This is a genomic window from Micromonospora taraxaci, assembly GCF_007830095.1.
In the GTDB taxonomy this organism is placed as follows: domain Bacteria; phylum Actinomycetota; class Actinomycetes; order Mycobacteriales; family Micromonosporaceae; genus Micromonospora; species Micromonospora taraxaci.
In genome coordinates this window covers 1,028,959-1,049,418 of the sequence record NZ_VIWZ01000001.1, presented here as the reverse complement: position 1 = coordinate 1,049,418, position 20,460 = coordinate 1,028,959, and the positions used below count along the sequence as shown (strand labels likewise).

Annotated in this window: 28 protein-coding genes; all 28 read right to left on the bottom strand. The window is 67.7% G+C overall.

From position 1 onward, the window contains the following. Positions 1 to 223: 223 nt before the first annotated feature. Complete coding sequence (gene rplO, locus FHU34_RS05035; protein WP_088987584.1) at positions 224 to 667, bottom strand: 50S ribosomal protein L15; 444 nt, start codon at positions 665 to 667, stop codon at positions 224 to 226. Beyond that, complete coding sequence (gene rpmD / locus FHU34_RS05030; RefSeq protein WP_030329904.1) at positions 667 to 849, bottom strand: 50S ribosomal protein L30; 183 nt, start codon at positions 847 to 849, stop codon at positions 667 to 669. The genes rplO and rpmD overlap by 1 nt, the downstream gene beginning before the upstream one ends. Continuing rightward, a complete protein-coding gene (gene rpsE, locus FHU34_RS05025) occupies positions 849 to 1,463 on the bottom strand; it encodes a 30S ribosomal protein S5 (RefSeq protein WP_013288621.1) in 615 nt (204 codons plus the stop codon). The genes rpmD and rpsE overlap by 1 nt, the downstream gene beginning before the upstream one ends. A gap of 33 nt (positions 1,464 to 1,496) precedes the next feature. Next, the gene (gene rplR / locus FHU34_RS05020; protein WP_145778900.1) at positions 1,497 to 1,886 is read right to left on the bottom strand and encodes a 50S ribosomal protein L18; all 390 of its coding nucleotides are present in this window, start codon (positions 1,884 to 1,886) and stop codon (positions 1,497 to 1,499) included. Then, positions 1,883 to 2,425 (bottom strand): 50S ribosomal protein L6, encoded by a 543-nt coding sequence (gene rplF, locus FHU34_RS05015; protein ID WP_145778899.1) that lies wholly within the window; start codon positions 2,423 to 2,425, stop codon positions 1,883 to 1,885. Before rplF ends, rplR begins: the two co-directional genes overlap by 4 nt. Before the next feature lie 16 nt (positions 2,426 to 2,441). Beyond that, entirely contained in the window at positions 2,442 to 2,849 is a 408-nt protein-coding gene (gene rpsH / locus FHU34_RS05010; RefSeq protein ID WP_007465270.1) for a 30S ribosomal protein S8, read from the bottom strand. A gap of 116 nt (positions 2,850 to 2,965) precedes the next feature. Continuing rightward, positions 2,966 to 3,151, bottom strand: coding sequence for a type Z 30S ribosomal protein S14 (locus tag FHU34_RS05005; RefSeq protein WP_007465272.1), 186 nt, complete (start codon positions 3,149 to 3,151; stop codon positions 2,966 to 2,968). A gap of 1 nt (position 3,152) precedes the next feature. After that, positions 3,153 to 3,719, bottom strand: a complete 567-nt coding sequence (gene rplE / locus FHU34_RS05000) for a 50S ribosomal protein L5 (RefSeq protein ID WP_074314595.1) — start codon at positions 3,717 to 3,719, stop codon at positions 3,153 to 3,155. After that, a complete protein-coding gene (gene rplX, locus FHU34_RS04995; RefSeq protein ID WP_007465276.1) occupies positions 3,719 to 4,039 on the bottom strand; it encodes a 50S ribosomal protein L24 in 321 nt (106 codons plus the stop codon). The genes rplE and rplX overlap by 1 nt, the downstream gene beginning before the upstream one ends. Then, positions 4,036 to 4,404, bottom strand: coding sequence for a 50S ribosomal protein L14 (gene rplN, locus FHU34_RS04990; RefSeq protein WP_007073026.1), 369 nt, complete (start codon positions 4,402 to 4,404; stop codon positions 4,036 to 4,038). The genes rplX and rplN overlap by 4 nt, the downstream gene beginning before the upstream one ends. Positions 4,405 to 4,501: 97 nt before the next feature. Beyond that, positions 4,502 to 4,780: a 30S ribosomal protein S17 gene (gene rpsQ / locus FHU34_RS04985; RefSeq protein WP_112584814.1), complete on the bottom strand. Its 279-nt coding sequence runs from the start codon at positions 4,778 to 4,780 to the stop codon at positions 4,502 to 4,504. Further along, positions 4,777 to 5,013 carry a 50S ribosomal protein L29 gene (gene rpmC / locus FHU34_RS04980; protein WP_007465283.1) on the bottom strand — a complete coding sequence of 79 codons (237 nt, stop codon included), beginning with the start codon at positions 5,011 to 5,013 and terminating at the stop codon, positions 4,777 to 4,779. The genes rpsQ and rpmC overlap by 4 nt, the downstream gene beginning before the upstream one ends. Next, a complete protein-coding gene (gene rplP / locus FHU34_RS04975) occupies positions 5,013 to 5,438 on the bottom strand; it encodes a 50S ribosomal protein L16 (protein ID WP_053653940.1) in 426 nt (141 codons plus the stop codon). Before rplP ends, rpmC begins: the two co-directional genes overlap by 1 nt. Before the next feature lie 3 nt (positions 5,439 to 5,441). Continuing rightward, a complete protein-coding gene (gene rpsC, locus FHU34_RS04970; protein ID WP_145778898.1) occupies positions 5,442 to 6,311 on the bottom strand; it encodes a 30S ribosomal protein S3 in 870 nt (289 codons plus the stop codon). Continuing rightward, complete coding sequence (gene rplV, locus FHU34_RS04965; RefSeq protein ID WP_088987577.1) at positions 6,311 to 6,769, bottom strand: 50S ribosomal protein L22; 459 nt, start codon at positions 6,767 to 6,769, stop codon at positions 6,311 to 6,313. The genes rpsC and rplV overlap by 1 nt, the downstream gene beginning before the upstream one ends. A gap of 42 nt (positions 6,770 to 6,811) precedes the next feature. Beyond that, a complete protein-coding gene (gene rpsS, locus FHU34_RS04960; protein ID WP_007465299.1) occupies positions 6,812 to 7,093 on the bottom strand; it encodes a 30S ribosomal protein S19 in 282 nt (93 codons plus the stop codon). Between the two features lie 12 nt (positions 7,094 to 7,105). Beyond that, on the bottom strand, positions 7,106 to 7,945 hold the full coding sequence (gene rplB / locus FHU34_RS04955) for a 50S ribosomal protein L2 (RefSeq protein ID WP_030329891.1): 840 nt from the start codon (positions 7,943 to 7,945) through the stop codon (positions 7,106 to 7,108). A 12-nt stretch (positions 7,946 to 7,957) separates the two neighbouring features. Further along, complete coding sequence (gene rplW, locus FHU34_RS04950; protein WP_007465304.1) at positions 7,958 to 8,260, bottom strand: 50S ribosomal protein L23; 303 nt, start codon at positions 8,258 to 8,260, stop codon at positions 7,958 to 7,960. Beyond that, on the bottom strand, positions 8,257 to 8,907 hold the full coding sequence (gene rplD, locus FHU34_RS04945; RefSeq protein ID WP_088987575.1) for a 50S ribosomal protein L4: 651 nt from the start codon (positions 8,905 to 8,907) through the stop codon (positions 8,257 to 8,259). The genes rplW and rplD overlap by 4 nt, the downstream gene beginning before the upstream one ends. After that, a complete protein-coding gene (gene rplC / locus FHU34_RS04940) occupies positions 8,904 to 9,569 on the bottom strand; it encodes a 50S ribosomal protein L3 (RefSeq protein ID WP_088987574.1) in 666 nt (221 codons plus the stop codon). Before rplC ends, rplD begins: the two co-directional genes overlap by 4 nt. Before the next feature lie 11 nt (positions 9,570 to 9,580). Continuing rightward, positions 9,581 to 9,889, bottom strand: coding sequence for a 30S ribosomal protein S10 (gene rpsJ, locus FHU34_RS04935; protein ID WP_007073037.1), 309 nt, complete (start codon positions 9,887 to 9,889; stop codon positions 9,581 to 9,583). A 350-nt stretch (positions 9,890 to 10,239) separates the two neighbouring features. Continuing rightward, positions 10,240 to 11,433, bottom strand: coding sequence for an elongation factor Tu (tuf, locus tag FHU34_RS04930; protein ID WP_145778897.1), 1,194 nt, complete (start codon positions 11,431 to 11,433; stop codon positions 10,240 to 10,242). A gap of 212 nt (positions 11,434 to 11,645) precedes the next feature. Continuing rightward, positions 11,646 to 13,742 carry an elongation factor G gene (gene fusA / locus FHU34_RS04925; RefSeq protein ID WP_145778896.1) on the bottom strand — a complete coding sequence of 699 codons (2,097 nt, stop codon included), beginning with the start codon at positions 13,740 to 13,742 and terminating at the stop codon, positions 11,646 to 11,648. Positions 13,743 to 13,816: 74 nt separating this feature from the next. Beyond that, positions 13,817 to 14,287 (bottom strand): 30S ribosomal protein S7, encoded by a 471-nt coding sequence (gene rpsG, locus FHU34_RS04920; protein WP_007465317.1) that lies wholly within the window; start codon positions 14,285 to 14,287, stop codon positions 13,817 to 13,819. Between the two features lies 1 nt (position 14,288). Then, entirely contained in the window at positions 14,289 to 14,663 is a 375-nt protein-coding gene (rpsL, locus tag FHU34_RS04915) for a 30S ribosomal protein S12 (protein ID WP_007465318.1), read from the bottom strand. Positions 14,664 to 15,167: 504 nt separating this feature from the next. Further along, positions 15,168 to 15,602 carry a phage holin family protein gene (locus FHU34_RS04910; protein WP_145778895.1) on the bottom strand — a complete coding sequence of 145 codons (435 nt, stop codon included), beginning with the start codon at positions 15,600 to 15,602 and terminating at the stop codon, positions 15,168 to 15,170. 489 nt (positions 15,603 to 16,091) lie between these two features. Continuing rightward, on the bottom strand, positions 16,092 to 16,460 hold the full coding sequence (locus FHU34_RS04900) for a hypothetical protein (RefSeq protein WP_145778894.1): 369 nt from the start codon (positions 16,458 to 16,460) through the stop codon (positions 16,092 to 16,094). Positions 16,461 to 16,554: 94 nt separating this feature from the next. Further along, positions 16,555 to 20,442 carry a DNA-directed RNA polymerase subunit beta' gene (locus tag FHU34_RS04895; protein WP_145778893.1) on the bottom strand — a complete coding sequence of 1,296 codons (3,888 nt, stop codon included), beginning with the start codon at positions 20,440 to 20,442 and terminating at the stop codon, positions 16,555 to 16,557. Between the last annotated feature and the right edge of the window lie 18 nt (positions 20,443 to 20,460).

Genomic DNA, 20,460 nt, shown 5'->3' with positions numbered 1-20,460 from the left:
GCGCGAGGCGGGCCGCCGGTGATCCCTGGCGGGTCGGGGTGGATCACGGGCGAGCGCCCGCAATCCATGACTGGGATGGGACTCTAACAGCCCTACCCCGCTACGGGCAGATGCGCCCGACTACATAAATCGATTCCGATATTACCGGGCGCTAGGACCCCAGGCAGACCATGGCGCCCGCCAGTTGCTCACACAACCGGACGGGCGCCATGGGTCTTACGCCTTACAGCTCGGTGACGGAGCCACCGGCGGCAGCGATCTTCTCCTTGGCCGACGCACTGAACGCGTGCGCCGACACCTGGAGCGCCACACCGCCGAGGTCCCCGGTGCCGAGGACCTTGACCGGGTGACCCTTGCGGACCGCGCCGGCCTCGACCAGCTCCAGCGGGCCGACCTGGCCACCGTTCGGGAACAGCTCAGCGAGTCGGTCCAGGTTGACCACCTGGAAGACCACCTTGAACTTGTTCTTGAAGCCCTTCATCTTGGGCAGACGCATGTGGATGGGCATCTGCCCACCCTCGAACGCCGCCGAGATGTTCTTGCGGGCCTTGGAACCCTTGGTACCGCGACCGGCGGTCTTGCCCTTGGAACCCTCACCGCGACCCACACGGGTCTTCGCGGTCTTGGAACCGGGCGCCGGGCGCAGGTGATGCACCTTGATCGTCATTACTCGACCTCCTCGACCTTCACGAGGTGGTTGACCGTGAAGATCATGCCGCGGATCTCGGGCCGGTCCTCTTTGACCACCACGTCGTTGATCCGCTTGAGACCGAGCGAACGCAGCGAGTCACGCTGGTTCTGCTTGGTCCCGATACCGGACCGGAGCTGGGTGACCTTCAGGCGTGCCATCAGGACGCCACCCCCGCCCGCGACGCCAGCATGGCGGCCGGCGCGACGTCCTCCACCGGCAGACCACGACGCGCTGCGACCTGCTCGGGGGACTCAAGCCCCTTCAGGGCCGCCACGGTGGCGTGCACGATGTTGATCGGGTTCGACGAGCCGAGGCTCTTGGAGAGCACGTCGTGGATACCGGCGCACTCCAGCACGGCACGCACCGGACCACCGGCGATGACACCCGTACCGGCCGAGGCCGGCTTGAGCAGCACCACACCAGCGGCGTCCTCACCCGTCACCGGGTGCGGGATCGACTGGCCGATACGCGGAACCTTGAAGAAGTGCTTCTTGGCCTCCTCGACACCCTTGGCGATGGCCGCGGGCACCTCCTTGGCCTTTCCGTAGCCCACGCCGACCGTGCCGTCGCCGTCGCCCACGATCACCAGGGCGGTGAAGCTGAAGCGACGACCACCCTTCACGACCTTGGCGACGCGGTTGATCGCGACGACCCGCTCAAGGTGCGGGGTCTTCTCGACGGGCGCGTTTCCGCGGCCGCCCTCACGGCGGTTGTCGCGGCGACCACCCTCGTTGCCACCGGACCCGCCGCCACGGCGCTGTTGACCTGGCATCAGCAGCCTTCCTTATCTCTCGTGACGGGGTTGTTAGAACTCGAGCCCGGCTTCGCGGGCGGCGTCGGCAAGCGCGGCGACACGCCCCGCGTACCGGTTGCCACCGCGGTCGAAGACGACCTTGGAGACGCCAGCGGCCTTGGCCCGCTCGGCGAGCAGAGCGCCCACCTTGCCGGCGAGGGCGCTCTTGTCGCCCTCCGCACCGCGCAGCGAGGCGTCCAGGGTCGACGCCGACGCCAGGGTGTGACCCTTGGAGTCGTCGACGACCTGGGCGACCATGTGCCGCAGCGAACGGGTGACGACCAGGCGCGGACGCTCGGCCGTACCGGTGACGTTCTTGCGGACGCGGAAGTGTCGACGCGCACGCCCGACGGCGCGCTTGGCGGCGACACCGCGGCGGCGCTTGAGCAGCGTGGCGCTCACTTCTTACCTGCCTTTCCGGCCTTGCGGCGGATGACCTCGCCCTGGTACTTCACGCCCTTGCCCTTGTAGGGCTCCGGCGGGCGGATCTTCCGGATGTTGGCGGCGACCTCACCGACCTGCTGCTTGTCGATGCCAGCAACGTGGAACAGAGTCGGCCGCTCCACCGTGAAGGTGATGCCCGCCGGGGCGGCGACGACCACCGGGTGCGAGAACCCGAGCGCGAACTCGAGGTCCGAACCCTTGGCGGTGACCCGGTAACCGGTGCCGGCGATCTCCAGGCTCTTGCGGTAGCCCTCGGTGACCCCGACGATCATGTTGGCAACCAGCGTACGGCTCAGGCCGTGGAGTTCCTTGGCCTTGCGCTCGTCGTTCGGCCGGTTGACGCTCAGCTGCCCATCCTCGGCCCGCTCGATCGTGATCGGCTCGGCGAGGGTGTGCTCAAGCTGGCCCTTGGGCCCCTTGACCTTGACGGTCTGCCCGTCGATCGTGATGTCGACGCCGGTCGGTACCGGGATCGACTTACGTCCAATTCGCGACATTTCTACCTGTCTCCCGTTACCAGACGAAGGCGAGGACTTCCCCGCCAACACTCCGCTTGCGGGCCTGCCGGTCGGTCAGCAGCCCCTGGGACGTCGAAATGATCGCCACGCCCAGCCCACCGAGCACCCGCGGGAGCCCGTCCGACTTGGCGTACACCCGGAGACCGGGCTTGGACACGCGCTTGATGCCGGCCAGGCTCCGCTCGCGGTTCTGGCCGTACTTCAGCTCGACGACCAGTCGCTTGCCGACGGCGCCCTCCTCGGGCTCCTCGACCGACCAGGTGGCGATGTAACCCTCGGCCTTCAAGACCTCGGCGATGTTCGCCTTGATCTTGGAGTAGGGCATCTTCACCTGATCGTGGTACGCCTGGTTGGCGTTACGCAGACGCGTGAGCATGTCTGCGATCGGGTCGGTCATCGTCATGGATTTCGTCAGCCTTTCTCGCCGGGGTTCCCGGGGCATCAGCCCCGGGCCTACGGCGAAGAGCAATACCTAATCGGTGCAGGAGTTCCCGGCCGACGGCCGGGACGCGGTCGCCCTTACCAGGAAGCCTTGGACACGCCCGGCAGCTCACCGCGGTGAGCCATCTCCCGGATGCAGACCCGGCAGAGCCCGAACTTGCGGTAGACCGCCTTCGGACGCCCGCACCGCTGGCAGCGGGTGTACGCGCGAACCGAGAACTTCGGCTTCGCGGCCGCCTTGATGATCAGCGCCTTCTTGGCCATCTCAGTTCTCCTTGAACGGGAAGCCCAGGAGCTTGAGCAGCGCCCGGCCCTCGTCGTCGGTCGTGGCGGTCGTGACCACCGTGATGTCCATGCCCCGCTGGCGATCGATCCTGTCCTGATCGATCTCGTGGAACACCGACTGCTCGGTCAGACCGAACGTGTAGTTGCCGTGCCCGTCCAGCTTGCGCCCGTCCAGACCGCGGAAGTCGCGGATACGCGGCAGCGCGATGGAGAGCAGCCGGTCCAGGAACTCCCACATCCGGTCACCGCGAAGGGTGACCTTCGCGCCGATCGGCATGCCCTCACGCAGCTTGAACTGCGCGATGGACTTGGTCGCCCGCCGCACCTGCGGCTTCTGGCCGGTGATCGTGGCGAGGTCACGGACCGCGCCGTCGATCAGCTTGGCGTCGCGAGCAGCCTCGCCGACACCCATGTTGACGACGATCTTGACCAGCCGCGGCACCTGCATGGGGTTGCCGTAGCTGTGCTGCTCACGCAGCTGGGCCACGATCTCGTTGCGGTACCGCTCCTTGAGGCGCGGCATGGTCTTTTCGGTAGCCGTGGTCATCACAGGTCCTTACCGGTGCTACGCGCGATGCGGACCTTCTGGCCGTTGTCGTCGATCCGGTAACCGACGCGGGTCGGCTTGCCGTCGGAGTCCAGGACCTGCACGTTCGAGACGTGGATCGGGGCCTCCTGGGTGACGATGCCGCCGGTCTTGGCGCCACGCTGGGTGGTGCTGATGCGGGTGTGCTTCTTGACCCGGTTCACGCCCTCGACCAGGACCTTGTCCTGCCGCGGGTAGGCCGCAATGACCTTGCCCTTGGCACCCTTGTCCTTGCCGGCGATGACGACGACCGTGTCGCCCTTCTTGACCTTCACGGTCACAACACCTCCGGCGCGAGGGAAATAATCTTCATGAACCGCTTGTCCCGCAGCTCCCGGCCCACCGGGCCGAAGATGCGGGTACCACGCGGGTCCCCGCCGTCCTTGATGATGACGGCGGCGTTCTCGTCGAAGCGGATGTACGAGCCGTCCGGCCGCCGCTTCTCCTTGGCCGTGCGAACGACGACAGCCTTGACGACGTCGCCCTTCTTCACACCGGCACCCGGGATGGCGTCCTTGACCGTGGCCACGATGACGTCGCCGATGCTCGCGTAGCGCCGACCCGAGCCACCGAGAACCCGGATGCACAGGATCTCCCGAGCACCCGTGTTGTCGGCGACGCGCAGTCGCGACTCCTGCTGAATCACGTCTATCTCCTATGTCTGCCGGTTCTCCGGCCGCCGTGGCGGCCGGAGCCTGGCGGAACCAACGCCCGACGCAACGCCGGGCGAGCTCGAGCCTTCGCTACTTGGCCTTTTCCAGGATCTCCACGATCCGCCAACGCTTGGTGGCGCTCAGCGGCCGGGTCTCCATGATGAGAACCCGGTCACCGGTGCCAGCGGCGTTCTGCTCGTCGTGCACCTTCAGCTTGCTCGTACGGCGCATGATCTTGCCGTACAGCGCGTGCCGAACCCGGTCCTCGACCTCGACCACGACGGTCTTGTCCATCTTGTCGCTGACCACCAGGCCCTCACGGACCTTGCGGCGGGACCGCGCGGTGGCGGTGGCGGTGTCTTCGGTCATGATGCAGTCACCTCAGTCGGCGCGGCCGAGAGCCCCAGCTCGCGCTCGCGCATGATCGTGTAGATCCGGGCGATCTCCCGACGGATGACCTGCAACCGCCGGTTGTTGTCCAGCTGCCCGGTTGCGGCCTGCACGCGGAGGTTGAACAGCTCCGCCTTGGCCTCCCGCAGCTTCGTGACCAGCTCCTCCTCGGAGAGCTCACGCAGCTCGGTCGCCTTAACGCCCGCTGCCATCAGGATTCACCCACTTCGCGCGTAACAATGCGGCACTTCATCGGGAGCTTGTGGATCGCGCGACGCATGGCCTCTCGCGCGGTCTGCTCGTTGGGGAAGGACATCTCGAAGAGAACCCGCCCCGGCTTGACGTTGGCGACCCACCACTCGGGCGAACCCTTACCGGAACCCATCCGGGTCTCAGCAGGCTTCTTGGTGAGGGCCTGGTCCGGGAAGATCGTGATCCAGACCTTGCCACCACGCTTGATGTGGCGAGTCATCGCGATACGTGCCGACTCGATCTGCCGGTTCGTCACGTACGCCGGCTCGAGAGCCTGGATCCCGAACTCGCCGAACACCACCCGGTTACCACCCTTGGACGCGCCACTGCGGTCCGGGTGGTGCGGCTTGCGGAAGCCCTTCGGGGGCTTGCGCGGCATCAGCATCTGTCAGCCCTCCTGCTGCGTTTCTGCCGGAGCAGCCGCGGCGGCGACAGCGGAGCTGTCGACCGGCTCGCCGCTCGGCGTCTCGGCCTGCTGCGCGATGGTGGTCGCAGCAGCCCGGCCGGCCTCGGTGCCACCAGCCGTGGTGCCGGACGAACCCGACCGGCCACGGCGCGGACGCTCGGGACGGTCGCCGCGCTCACCACGACGCGGACGGGACGGACCGGCCTCGGCCGGAGCCTCCCGGCCCGGAACGGCGTCGCCCTTGTAGATCCAGACCTTCACACCGATCCGACCGAACGTGGTACGGGCCTCGAAGAAGCCGTACTCGATGTTGGCCCGCAGCGTGTGCAGCGGAACCCGGCCCTCACGGTAGAACTCGGTCCGGCTCATCTCGGCGCCGCCGAGGCGACCCGAGACCTGAACCCGGATGCCCTTGCAGACCGGGTTCTTCATCGCCGACTGCATGGCCTTGCGCATCGCCCGACGGAAGCTGACCCGGCTGGACAGCTGCTCGGCCACGCCCTGCGCGACCAGCTGAGCGTCCGACTCGGGGTTCTTCACCTCGATGATGTTCAGCTGAACCTGCTTGCCGGTGAGCTTCTCCAGCTCGCCGCGGATCCGGTCGGCCTCCGCACCCTTACGGCCGATGACGATGCCCGGCCGGGCGGTGTGGATGTCGACCCGAACCCGGTCGCGGGTGCGCTCGATGTCGACCTTGGAGATCCCGGCACGCTCGAGGCCCTTGGACATCATGCGGCGGATCTTGACATCCTCGCCGATGTAGTCCTTGTAGAGCTTGTCCGCGAACCAGCGGGACTTCCAGTCGGTCGAGATGCCGAGCCGGAACCCAGTGGGGTGAACCTTCTGACCCATTACTCGGCGTCCTCCGTCTTGCTCTGCGCTTCGGCCGGTGCGGCCTCCGTGGCCGGGGCGGCCTTCTTGGCCGCGGCCTTCCTCGGCGTTGCCGGCGCGACCGCTTCGACCGCCACGGTGATGTGGCACGTGCGCTTGCGGATGCGGTAGGCCCGACCCTGGGCCCGCGGCTGGAACCGCTTCATCGTCGGACCCTCGTCCACGAAGGCCTCGCTGACGAGCAGCGCGTCGGGGTCCAGCCGCTCGTTGTTCTCCGCGTTGGCGATCGCGCTAGCGAGCACCTTGTACACCTGCTCGCTCGCAGCCTGCGGCGCGAACTGCAGCACCGTGAGCGCCTCCTTCGCGGGCAGGCCGCGGACGAGGTTGACCACCCGGCGCGCCTTCATCGGCGAGATGCGCACGTGCCGCGCAACCGCCCGCGCGCCCGGAAGCACCGGAGCGTCGCCCTTTCCTGGCATCGCTGTAACCCCTTGTTCCCTCTATCCGTATGCCTGGCGGCGTCAGCGCCGACGGCTCTTCCGGTCGTCCTTCTCGTGACCCTTGAACGTGCGGGTCAGCGCGAACTCGCCGAGCTTGTGCCCGACCATCGCCTCGGTCACGAACACCGGGACGTGCTTGCGTCCGTCGTGCACGGCGATCGTGTGCCCCAGCATCTCGGGGATGATCGTCGAGCGCCGCGACCAGGTCTTGATCACGTTCTTGGAGCCCTTGTCGTTCTGAACTTCCACCTTCTTGAGCAGGTGGTCGTCTACGAACGGGCCCTTCTTCAGGCTGCGAGGCATGTCTTATCTCCCTCAGCCGCGCTTACGCGTGGCGTAGCGACGGCGGACGATCAGCCGGTCACTCGGCTGGCCCTTACGGCGGGTGCGGCCCTCGGGCTTACCCTGCGGGTTGACCGGGTGGCGACCACCGGAGGTCTTACCCTCACCACCACCGTGCGGGTGGTCGACCGGGTTCATGGCGACACCACGGACGGTCGGGCGCTTGCCCTTCCACCGCATACGGCCGGCCTTGCCCCAGTTGATGTTCGACTGATCGGCGTTGCCGATCTCGCCGATGCTGGCGCGGCAGCGCACGTCCACACGCCGGATCTCGCCGGACGGCATACGCAGGGTCGCGTACGCGCCCTCACGGCCGAGCAGCTGGATGCCGACGCCGGCGGAACGAGCCAGCTTGGCACCGCCACCCGGACGCAGCTCCACGTTGTGGATCGTGGTACCGACCGGGATGTTGCGCAGCGGCAGGTTGTTGCCGGGCTTGATGTCGGCGCCCGGACCGGACTCGACGCGGTCGCCCTGCTTCATGTCCTTCGGCGCGATGATGTACCGCTTCTCGCCGTCGGCGTAGTGCAGCAGCGCGATGCGCGCCGTGCGGTTCGGGTCGTACTCGATGTGAGCGACCTTCGCCGGCACGCCGTCCTTGTCGACCCGCTTGAAGTCGATCAGACGGTACTGGCGCTTGTGACCGCCGCCGTGGTGCCGCGTCGTGATCCGGCCGTGGGCGTTACGCCCGCCCTTCTTCGGCAGCGGAGCCAGCAGCGACTTCTCCGGCGTGGACCGGGTGATCTCGGCGAAGTCAGCGACACTCGAGCCACGTCGGCCCGGCGTCGTCGGCTTGTACTTACGGATAGCCATTGTCTACACCCCTCAGCTGACCGGGCCGCCGAAGGCCTCGATGCGGTCACCGTCAGCCAGCTTCACGATCGCCCGCTTGGTCGCCTTGCGCTGACCGAAGCCGGTCTTGGTGCGCTTGCGCTTACCCTGGCGGTTGAGCGTGTTGACCGTCAGGACGCGGACGTTGAAGATCTGCTGGATAGCGATCTTGATCTCGGTCTTGTTCGCGTCCGGGTGCACCAGGAAGGTGTACCAGTTCCGGTTCAGCTCGCTGTAGCTCTTCTCCGAGACGACCGGCGCCACGATGATGTCGCGCGGGTCGGCGATCGTGCTCACTTGCCACCCTCCTCGGTGGTCTCGGCGGGCACGCCCAGGAACTCGTCCAGGGCGTCCTTGGTGAAGACCACGTCGTCGGCCACGAGCACGTCGTACGTGTTCAGCTGGCCGGACTCGATCAGGTGCACGCGCGGCTCGTTGCGCAGCGACACCCAGTTCAGCTCGTCGGTGCTGCTCAGCACGACCAGGACCCGACGGGCCTCGGTGAGCTTCGCCAGCGTGGCCAGGGCCGCCTTGGTCGACGGCTTCTCGCCCGAGACGAACGCCTCGACGACGTGCACCTGCCCGGCGCGGGCCCGGTCGGAGAGGGCACCCCGCAGAGCGGCGGCCTTCATCTTCTTCGGGGTCCGCTGGCTGTAGTCGCGCGGCACGGGACCGTGCACGACGCCACCGCCGGCGAACTGCGGCGCGCGGATCGAGCCCTGACGGGCGCGACCGGTGCCCTTCTGCTTGTACGGCTTCTTGCCGCCACCGGCGACCTCGCCGCGGGTCTTGGCCTTGTGCGTGCCCTGTCGGGCCGCCGCGAGCTGGGCCACCACGACCTGGTGCATCAGCGCGACGTTGGCCTGCACGTCGAAGATGTCCGCCGGCAGCTCGACCGAGCTGCTGGTGGTGCCTTCGACGGTGCGCACGTCAACGGTGGTCACTTGGCCGCACCGCCCTTCTTCACCTTGCTCTTCGCCGCGGTACGGACCAGAACGAGCGCGCCCTTCGGACCGGGGATGGCACCCCGGACGAGCAGCAGGTTGTTCTCGGTGTCGACCGCCTGGACGGTGAGGTTCTGCACGGTGTACCGCACGCCACCCATCCGGCCGGCCATCCGGGTGCCCTTGAAGACACGACCCGGAGTGGCGCACGCGCCGATGGAGCCGGGCGAGCGGTGCTTGCGCTCGACACCGTGACCGGCGCCCAGACCGTGGAAGCCGTGCCGCTTCATCGGGCCGGCGTAGCCCTTGCCCTTGGTCTTGCCGGTGACGTCGATGGTGACGCCGGCCGGGAACTCCTCGACAGTGACTTCCTGGCCGAGCGAGTATTCCCCCGCGTCCGTGGTGCGCAGCTCGACGATGTGCCGGCGCGGCGCCACGTCCGCCTTGGCGTAGTGCCCGCTGATCGGCTTCTTGACCTTGCGCGGGTCGATGGTGCCGTAGGCCAGCTGGACCGCGGAGTAACCGTCCTTCTCGGCGCTACGAACCTGGCTGATGACGCACGGGCCGGCCTCGACCACGGTCACGGGAACAACGCGGTTGTTGTCCCAGACCTGGGTCATGCCGAGCTTGGCGCCCAGGATCCCCTTGACTTGCCTGTCCATTTGTCCGGTCCCTACAGCTTGATCTCGATGTCGACGCCAGCCGGCAGGTCGAGGCGCATGAGCGAGTCGACCGTCTTCGGGGTCGGGTCGATGATGTCGATCAGCCGCTTGTGCGTGCGCATCTCGAAGTGCTCGCGCGAGTCCTTGTACTTGTGCGGCGAGCGGATAACGCAGAAACGGTTGATCTCCGTGGGCAGCGGCACCGGGCCCGCGACCTGCGCCCCGGTGCGCGTCACCGTCTCGACGATCTTCCGAGCCGAGGAGTCGACGACCTCGTGGTCATAGGCCTTGAGCCGGATGCGGATCTTCTGTCCCGCCATGGTGGCTTCTGTTCCTTCTCTCGATGCCGCTGTGTTGCGGGCGCCTGTACCGGCTGGTACAGGCCCACTTCGCCGACCCCCGCGGTCGGGCGTGTCGCGCCCTCGGGCCGAGCTCCGCCCCATGGTTCCGGAGTGGTGCTGACCGCGCGGTGGGTCAAGGCGCCGATCGCATTACCGCGACCTGAACGCCGTGCGAGGGTGGTTGGCGACTGGGCCGCCAACCACCCTACGCTCGACTGACTCGCCACCCGGAGGTTCAGCGAAAGCCGAACACAGGCGACGAACTGTCGTTACGCAACCTGACTAGTATGCCGCACGACCGGCGGCGGGTCTAATCGGGGTTACCTAGTTCACTTGACGATCTTGGTGACGAACCCGGCGCCGACGGTGCGGCCACCCTCGCGGATCGCGAACTTGAGGTTCTCCTCCATGGCGATGGGCTGGATCAGCTTCACCGACATGGTGGTGTTGTCACCCGGCATGACCATCTCGGTGCCCTCGGGGAGGGTGACGACACCGGTGACGTCCGTGGTCCGGAAGTAGAACTGCGGACGGTAGTTCTGGAAGAACGGGGTGTGGCGGCCACCCTCCTCCTTGGAGAGGATGTAGACCGTCGCCTCGAACTCCGTGTGCGGGGTGGTGGTGCCCGGCTTCACGACGACCATGCCGCGCTCGACGTCCTCGCGCTTGGTACCACGCAGCAGCAGGCCGACGTTCTCACCTGCGCGGGCGTCGTCCAGGGTCTTCCGGAACATCTCGATCGCGGTGACCTTGGTCTTGAAGCCCTTCTCGCGGATGCCGACGACCTCGACGTCCTCGTTCGGCAGCAGCACGCCGCGCTCCACACGACCGGTGACGACGGTGCCACGACCGGTGATCGTGAACACGTCCTCGACGGGCATGAGGAACGGCTTCTCGGTCTCGCGCTCCGGCTGCGGGATCGCGGTGTCGACCGCGCTCATCAGCTCGAGGAGCTTCGCGGTCCAGACCGGGTCACCCTCGAGCGCCTTCAGCGCGGAGACCTGGACGACCGGCAGGTCGTCACCCGGGTACTCCTGCGAGGAGAGCAGCTCGCGGACCTCGAGCTCGACGAGCTCCAGGAGCTCCTCGTCGTCGACCATGTCGCTCTTGTTGAGCGCCACGACGATGTACGGCACGCCCACCTGACGAGCCAGCAGCACGTGCTCGCGGGTCTGCGGCATCGGGCCGTCGGTCGCCGCGACCACCAGGATCGCGCCGTCCATCTGCGCGGCACCGGTGATCATGTTCTTGATGTAGTCCGCGTGACCGGGGCAGTCAACGTGCGCGTAGTGCCGCGCCTCGGTCTGGTACTCGACGTGCGCGATCGAGATCGTGATGCCGCGGGCCTTCTCCTCCGGCGCCTTGTCGATCTCGTCGAACGGCGTGTAGGGGTTCAGGTCCGGGTACTGGTCGTGCAGGACCTTGGTGATGGCCGCCGTCAGCGTCGTCTTACCGTGGTCGATGTGACCAATGGTGCCGATGTTGACGTGCGGCTTAGTCCGCTCGAACTTAGCCTTCGCCACTGGTGTCCTCCTGTGGACTTCTTGGTTCGTACGCCCGGCGCGCCGGTCGGCGCTTAGGACTCTGTCGACAGCCTTTCCGGCCAGACGGCCGGAGAGCCTTTGTGGGTTCTGCGGCGATGAAGCCTACAGGCCCGGTCTCACGCGATCCGATCGTGGTGGCCGCGGGCGGGTGAAACCTCCCGCGACCAACCACGAATCACCTGCTCAGGGCGTTACTCGCCCGTTGCCTTGGCGATGATCTCCTTCGCGACGCTCTGCGGAACCTCGGCGTAGGAGTCGAACTGCATGCTGTAGCTAGCCCGGCCCTGGGTCTTCGACCGCAGGTCGCCGACGTAGCCGAACATCTCCGACAACGGCACCAGAGCCCGGACGATGCGGGCGCCGCTGCGCTCCTCCATCGCCTGGATGATGCCGCGGCGGGAGTTGAGGTCACCGATGACGTCACCCATGTTCTCCTCAGGAGTGGTGACTTCAACGGCCATCATCGGCTCGAGCAGTGCGGGATCGGCCTTGCGGGCCGCGTCCTTCATCACCATCGAGCCGGCGATCTTGAATGCCATTTCCGACGAGTCGACCTCGTGGTACTGGCCGTCCAGCAGCGTCAGCTTCACACCGACCAGCGGGAAGCCCGCCAGGATGCCGTACTGCATGGCGTCCTGGGCACCGGCGTCCACCGAGGGGATGAACTCCCGGGGGATGCGGCCGCCGCTGACGGCGTTGGCGAACTCGTAGGTCGGCGAGTCGTTGTCCAGCGGCAGCGGCTCGACGCTCACGATCACGCGGGCGTACTGGCCGGAACCACCGGTCTGCTTCTTGTGCGTGTACTCGACCTTCTCCACCTTGCGGCGGATGGTCTCGCGGTACGCCACCTGCGGCTTGCCGACGTTGGCCTCGACGTTGAACTCGCGGCGCATCCGGTCGACCAGGATGTCCAGGTGCAGCTCACCCATGCCGGAGATGACCGTCTGACCGGTCTCCTCGTCCAGCTGGACGCGGAAGGTCGGGTCCTCCTCGGCCAGGCGCTGGATCGCGGTGCCCAGCTTCTCCTGGTCGGACTTGGTCTTCGGCTCGATCGCCACCGAGATGACCGGCTCCGGGAAGGTCATCGACTCCAGGATCACCGGGTTCGCCGGGTCGGAGAGCGTGTCGCCGGTGGTGGTCTGCTTGAGACCCTGCACGGCGATGATGTCACCGGCCTGCGCCGACGGACGCTCTTCCCGCTTGTTGGCGTGCATCTGGTAGATCTTGCCGATCCGCTCCTTGCGGTCCTTGGTGGAGTTGACCACCTGCGAACCGGAATCGAGCGTGCCGGAGTAGACCCGCACGTAGGTGAGCTTGCCGAGGTGCTTGTCCGTCTGGATCTTGAAGGCCAGACCGGAGAACGGCTCCGAGTTCGACGGCTTCCGCAGCAGCGGGGTCTCACCGTCGGTGGCCGTACCCTCGATCGCGGGGACGTCCAGCGGCGACGGCAGGAAGTCGACCACGGCGTCGAGCATGGGCTGGACGCCCTTGTTCTTGAACGCCGAGCCGCAGAGCACCGGGTTGGCCTTGCCGGCGATGGTGGCACGCCGGATGGCGGCCTTGATCTCCTCGACGGAGACCTCCTCGCCTTCCAGGTACTTCTCCATCACCGAGTCGTCGACGTCGGCGAGGGTCTCCATCAGCTTCTCGCGCCACTCGGCTGCGGAGTCGGCCAGCTCGGCCGGGATCTCCTCGACCGCGTAGTCCTCACCCTTCTGGGTCTCCCCGCGCCAGGTGAGGGCGCGCATGCCGATCAGGTCGACGACACCGATGTGGTCGCCCTCGAGCCCGATCGGGATCTGGAGCACCAGCGGGGTGGCGTTCAGCCGGTCGATCATCATCTGCACGCAGCGGAAGAAGTCGGCACCGGTCCGGTCGAGCTTGTTGACGAAGCACATACGCGGGACGTTGTACTTGTCGGCCTGCCGCCAGACGTTCTCCGTCTGCGGCTCGACGCCGGCGACACCGTCGTAAACCGCGACCGCACCATCCAGGACCCGCAGCGACCGCTCGACCTCAACCGTGAAGTCGACGTGGCCCGGCGTGTCGATGATCTGGATCGTGTGGCCCTTCCACTCACACTTGGTAGCAGCGGAGGTGATGGTGATACCACGCTCCTGCTCCTGCTCCATCCAGTCCATGACGGCAGCGCCCTCGTGGACCTCACCGATCTTGTACGTGATACCGGTGTAGAACAGGATTCGCTCGGTGGTCGTGGTCTTACCGGCATCGATGTGCGCCATGATGCCGATGTTGCGTACGTTGGCGAGCGCGTCTGCGGCGGCCACTTCAATCCCTACTTATCGTCGTCTCGACTCAACTGGTGGCGGTTCCGGCGCCCGTGGGCGCCGGAACCAGGGTGTTACCAGCGGTAGTGCGCGAAGGCCTTGTTCGACTCGGCCATCTTGTGCGTGTCCTCGCGCCGCTTGACGGCGGCACCGAGGCCGTTGCTCGCGTCCAACAGCTCGTTCATCAGCCGCTCGACCATGGTCTTCTCGCGCCGGGCGCGGGAGTAGGTGACCAGCCAGCGCAGGCCCAGGGTGGTCGCCCGGGTCGGGCGGACCTCGACCGGAACCTGGTAGGTGGCGCCACCGACACGACGGCTGCGCACCTCGAGGGTCGGCTTGACGTTGTCCATCGCCCGCTTCAGGGTGACGACCGGGTCGGTGCCGGACTTCTCGCGGCAGCCCTCGAGGGCCGCGTACACGATGGACTCGGCGAGCTGACGCTTGCCGCGGAGCAGGATCTTGTTCACCAGCTGGGTGACCAGCGGCGAGTTGTACACCGGGTCAGCGACCAGTGGCCGCCGCGGAGCGGGTCCCTTACGCGGCATGTCAGCTCTTCTCCTTCTTCGCGCCGTAACGGCTGCGCGCCTGCTTGCGGTTGCGGACACCCTGGGTGTCCAGCGAGCCGCGAACGATCTTGTAACGCACGCCGGGGAGGTCCTTCACCCGGCCACCGCGGACGAGCACGATCGAGTGCTCCTGCAGGTTGTGACCGACGCCCGGGATGTAGGCGGTCACCTCGATCTGGCTGCTGAGCTTCACGCGAGCGACCTTGCGCAGCGCCGAGTTCGGCTTCTTCGGGGTGGTGGTGTACACGCGGGTGCACACGCCGCGCCGCTGAGGAGAACCCTTCAGCGCCGGGGTCTTGGTCTTGGTCGTCTTCGCCTGGCGGCCCTTTCGGACCAGCTGCTGGATCGTGGGCACCGGGTTTCTCCGCTCCCTTCGGCCGCATCCGCGGCCGCGCCGTCTGCTCGTTAACCGGCCTGATGACCGGCTCTCCTACATTCCGACCAGGGTCGCCTTGCGGAGACCCCGGCACCCGCGGTCGGGCGTGTCGCCCTCGTCACGGCTCCGTTGCGACGCTTTCGCGTGCGAACCGGAGTTTGTCACCGGTGCGCGGGTTACCCCGCCCCGGATCTTTGGCTTGTCGTGCCGCCGCCCGAACTCCGGAAACAGCGCACGCACGAGTTGCCCGGGCAGGCCCGGGCACAAGGGGAAAGAGTACCTACCACAACCGCCCAGGTCAAAACGGAATGGCCCGGCGACTGTCTCACATCCGCCGGCCGGATCTCGTCCTGCCCTGTCGCCCGCGATGGGCACCTACGAGCACAAGTGTACCGGCTTCCCCGCAGGACCACCCGTCGGCCCCGGGGCAGCACCGGAAAGCGCCACTGGTGCCATGACGGCACCGAAACGGACGGGAGTGGCCTAGGCCAGAGCGAGGAGCAACGCCAGGCCCAGGCCCAGGAGGCTGAGCACAGCTCCCACCACGCCGCAGCTGATCCCGGCCACCGCCAGACCACGGCCGGTGAAGCGGACGGCCGGAGGCGCTACCGGCCGGCGGATCTGCCGCTGACCGAGCAGCCCGATGACCACGGCTGCCACACCCGTCAGCACCCCGAGCACCGCGAACGCCCCGGAGGCCCAGGCCCCACCCTCGTCCACGAACGCCACCCCGAAGCAGATCACCAGCAGCGAGACCAGGGCCGACGCGATTCCGGCCACCAGCGCCCCGATGGCCAGCCCGGACGTGACCGGCGCCACGTCCAGGTGCACGACACCGAACGGCGTACCCGGAACGGTCTCGACCCGCTTCGGCGGTCGGCGCTGATCGTCGGTCGGAGGCGGCGGAGGCCCAGCCACGCCGTTCCATCCGGGCGCGTGACCCGGCGGCGGCGGACCCCACCCCTGGGGCACACCAGGCCCGGACGACGGCGCACCCCACCCGGGCGGCACGCCGGGCCCGGACGACGGCGGGCCCCACCCCTGGGGTGCGTAGGTCGGCCCACCGGAGACCGGGTACGGCTGGTGGAAGCCGGTCGGCACGGTCGGGCCCCAGCCGGGGTGCGGCGCACCCCAACCCGGCGCGGAGACCGGGGGGTGCGGTGGGCCGCTCGGACCCGGTCGCTCCCAGCCACTCGGCGCGGGCGAGGCCGGCGCGGGCGGCGTCGATGCAGGAGGGGTCGGCTCGGGCGGGGTCTGCGCGTCCGGAGGGCCGGCCGGTTCGTCCGCAGGGGGCCGCGCCGGTTCCGTCACGAGGTCCTCCTGTCGAAAGGGCACCACCGCCGCACGGTGGACACCGGCCAGGCTACCGCCGAGGACACCGCCGCCGGGGCGCGGCCACCGGCGGGCTCAGTCCATGTTCGTCGGGTAGTCGTGGCCGAACGGCGCGCCGGCCAACCGGACCACACCGATCACGACCGCGATCACCACGGTGACCGCGACCAGCACCAGGCCGGTCCAGGCCATCCGCTCCCCCCGCCGCAGCCAGGCGCCTCCGGTCAGGAAACCCCCCGAGGTGTACGCCTCACGGCGCGCCTGCCGCGCCAGTTGCAGTGCGACGGTCGCCGGCACCACCCCGCCGATGAAGAGCCCGGTCAACATGCCGAGCAGCCCCAGTGCGAAGACCGCCCGTGCCTTCGTGGCACGGGCCGGATCCGGGTCCAGCGGGTGACGCGGGTCCTGCTGCGCGACGGGCACCTGCCCGGGTGCGGTCGTCATCCCCCCATCATGCCGAACTCACCGCCGGGGTGGGTGGGTCCGGACACGACGAGGCCCCCGGCGGACACCGGGGGCCTCGTCGTGTGATTGGTGCTTAGCGGTACGACCCGAAGTCGAAGTCGTCCAGCGGCACAGCCTGCCCGCCGGCCGGCCCGAACCCGTAGTCGGTCTCCGGGTACCCGGTCATCGAGTAGACCTTGGCCTTGGCCTCCTCGGTCGGCTCCACCCGGACGTTGCGGTACTTGCTGATGCCCGTACCGGCCGGGATGAGCTTTCCGATGATCACGTTCTCCTTGAGGCCGACCAGCGAGTCGCTGCGCGAGTTGATCGCAGCGTCGGTCAGCACCCGGGTGGTCTCCTGGAAGGAGGCCGCCGAGAGCCAGGAGTCGGTGGCCAGCGAGGCCTTGGTGATACCCATCAGCACCGGACGACCGGCGGCGGGCTCGCCGCCCTCCGAGACGAGTCGGCGGTTCTCCGACTCGAACAGCGCCCGGTCGACCAGCACACCCGGCAGGAACTCAGTCGAGCCGGAGTCGATGACCGTCACCCGCTTGAGCATCTGGCGGATGATGATCTCGATGTGCTTGTCGTGGATGAGCACACCCTGCGAGCGGTAGACCTCCTGGACCTCACTGGTCAGGTGGACCTGGACCGCCCGCGGACCCATGATCCGCAGAAGCTCGTGCGGGTCGATGGTGCCCTCGGTCAGCTTCTCGCCGACCGCGACGTGACCGCCGTCGTGGGTACGGAGCTTGACCCGCTTCGAGATCTTGTCGTAGACGATCTCGTCGCTGCCGTCGTCCGGCACCACGATGATCTTGCGCGAACGCTCGCCGTCCTCGATCCGGATCCGGCCGGGGGTGTCGGCGATGGGCGCCTTACCCTTCGGGACCCGAGCCTCGAAGATTTCCTGAACACGTGGCAGACCCTGGGTGATGTCCTCACCCGCGACACCACCGGTGTGGAAGGTACGCATCGTCAGCTGCGTACCGGGCTCACCGATGGACTGGGCGGCGATGATGCCGACCGCCTCGCCGATGTCGACCGACTTACCGGTCGGCAGCGACCGGCCGTAGCAGGCCGCGCAGACACCCAGCTTCGACTCGCAGGTGAGCACGCTGCGGACCCGGACCGTCTCCACGCCGGCGGCGACGATCTTGTCGACCCCGATGGAGTTGATGTCCTGGCCGCGCTCGGCCACCACGGTGCCGTCCGGACCCTTGATGTCGTCGGCCAGCGTCCGGGCGTGCACGCTGGTCTCGGCGTGGGTGTGGACGACGAGCTTGCCGTCCAGCTTCTCGCCGATCTGCATCGGGATCGCCCGGTCGGTGCCGCAGTCCTCTTCGCGGATGATGACGTCCTGCGAGACGTCCACCAGACGACGGGTCAGGTAACCCGAGTCGGCGGTCCGCAGCGCGGTGTCGGCGAGACCCTTACGGGCACCGTGCGTGGAGATGAAGTACTCCAGCACGGACAGACCCTCCCGGTAGCTGGCCTTGATCGGCCGCGGGATGATCTCGCCCTTCGGGTTGGCCACCAGACCACGGATCGCCGCGATCTGCCGGAGCTGGAGCAGGTTACCGCGGGCACCCGAGTTGATCATCTTCCACAGCGGGTTCTCCTGCGGCAGCGCGGTGTCCATCTCCTTGGCGACCTCGTTGGTCGCCTTGGTCCAGATCTCGATGAGTTCGCCGCGACGCTCCTCGGCGGTCATCAGACCACGCTGGTACTGCTTGTCGATCCGGTCGGCTTCCTTCTCGTACTTCGCCAGGATCTCCGCCTTGCGCGGCGGAGCGATGACGTCCTCCATGCCGATCGTCACGCCGGACCAGGTGGCCCAGTGGAAACCGGCCTCCTTGAGCCCGTCCAGGGTGGCGGCCAGGGCCACCTTGGGGAAGCGCTCGGCGAGGTCGTTGACGATCGCCGAGAGCTGACCCTTGCGGATCTCGTAGTTCACGAAGCGGTAGCCCTGCGGCAGCGTCTCGTTGAACAGCACCCGACCCAGGGTCGTCTCGACGGTCAGCGGGTCACCCTCGACCCAGCCCTCCGGGGCGGTCCACGCCTCGGCGCCAGCGCCGTTGTCGACACCGATAACGCCACGCAGGCGGATCCGCACCGGCGCCTGCAGGTGCAGCTCGCTGTTGTCGAAGGCCATCCGCGCCTCGGCGTCCGAGCTGAACGCCCGGCCCTCGCCCTTCTCACCGGCGGTGAGGTGGGTGAGGTGGTACAGACCGATGACCATGTCCTGGGTAGGCATGGTGACCGGCTTACCGTCGGCCGGCTTGAGGATGTTGTTCGACGACAGCATCAGGATCCGCGCCTCGGCCTGAGCCTCGGCGGACAGCGGCACGTGCACCGCCATCTGGTCACCGTCGAAGTCGGCGTTGAACGCGGTGCAGACCAGCGGGTGGATCTGGATCGCCTTGCCCTCGACCAGCTGCGGCTCGAAGGCCTGGATGCCCAGGCGGTGCAGGGTCGGTGCACGGTTGAGCAGCACCGGGTGCTCGCCGATGACCTCTTCCAGCACGTCCCACACGACCGGGCGCTGACGCTCGACCATCCGCTTGGCGGACTTGATGTTCTGTGCGTGGTTGAGGTCGACCAGCCGCTTCATCACGAACGGCTTGAACAGCTCCAGCGCCATCTGCTTGGGCAGACCGCACTGGTGCAGCTTGAGCTTCGGGCCGACCACGATGACCGAACGGCCGGAGTAGTCGACGCGCTTGCCCAGCAGGTTCTGGCGGAACCGGCCCTGCTTGCCCTTCAGCATGTCGGACAGCGACTTGAGCGGGCGGTTACCCGGGCCGGTGACCGGCCGGCCGCGACGGCCGTTGTCGAACAGCGCGTCGACGGCCTCCTGGAGCATCCGCTTCTCGTTGTTGACGATGATCTCGGGAGCACCGAGGTCGATCAGCCGCTTGAGGCGGTTGTTCCGGTTGATCACGCGGCGGTACAGGTCGTTCAGGTCGGAGGTCGCGAAGCGGCCACCGTCGAGCTGCACCATCGGGCGCAGGTCCGGCGGGATGACCGGGACGCAGTCCAGCACCATGCCGAGCGGCGAGTTGCGGGTGTTCAGGAACGCCGCGACGACCTTGAGCCGCTTGAGCGCCCGGATCTTCCGCTGGCCCTTGCCGGACCGGATGGTCTCCCGCAGGCTCTCGGCCTCGGCGTCGAGGTCCATGTTCTGGACCAACGCCTTGATCGCCTCGGCGCCCATGGAACCGGTGAAGTACTCACCGAACCGGTCGCGCAGCTCGCGGTAGAGCAGCTCGTCGGTGACCAGCTGCTTCGGCTCCAGCTTGCGGAAGGTGTCCAGCACCTCGTCCAGGCGGTCGATCTCGCGCTGGGCCCGGTCGCGGATCTGGCGCATCTCGCGCTCTCCGCCCTCCTTGACCTTGCGCCGGACGTCCGCCTTGGCACCCTCGGCCTCCAGCTCGGCCAGGTCGGCCTCGAGCTTGGCGGCCCGCTTCTCGATCTCCGAGTCGCGGCTGTTCTCGGACTGCCGCTTCTCGGCCAGGATCTCGTTCTCGATCGTCGAGAGGTCACGGTGACGCGACTCCGCGTCCACGCTCGTCACGACGTACGAGGCGAAGTAGATGATCTTCTCGAGGTCCTTGGGGGCGAGGTCCAGCAGGTAGCCCAGCCGGCTCGGAACGCCCTTGAAGTACCAGATGTGGGTCACCGGAGCGGCGAGCTCGATGTGCCCCATCCGCTCACGACGGACCTTGGAGCGAGTCACCTCGACGCCGCAGCGCTCACAGATGATGCCCTTGAACCGGACCCGCTTGTACTTACCGCAGTAGCACTCCCAGTCCCGCTGCGGACCGAAGATCTTCTCGCAGAAGAGCCCGTCCTTTTCCGGCTTCAGGGTGCGGTAGTTGATCGTCTCAGGCTTCTTGACCTCGCCGTGCGACCACTGACGGATGTCGTCGGCGGTGGCGAGGCCAATGCGCAGCTCGTCGAAGAAGTTGACGTCGAGCACTATGTCCCCTATGTCGTC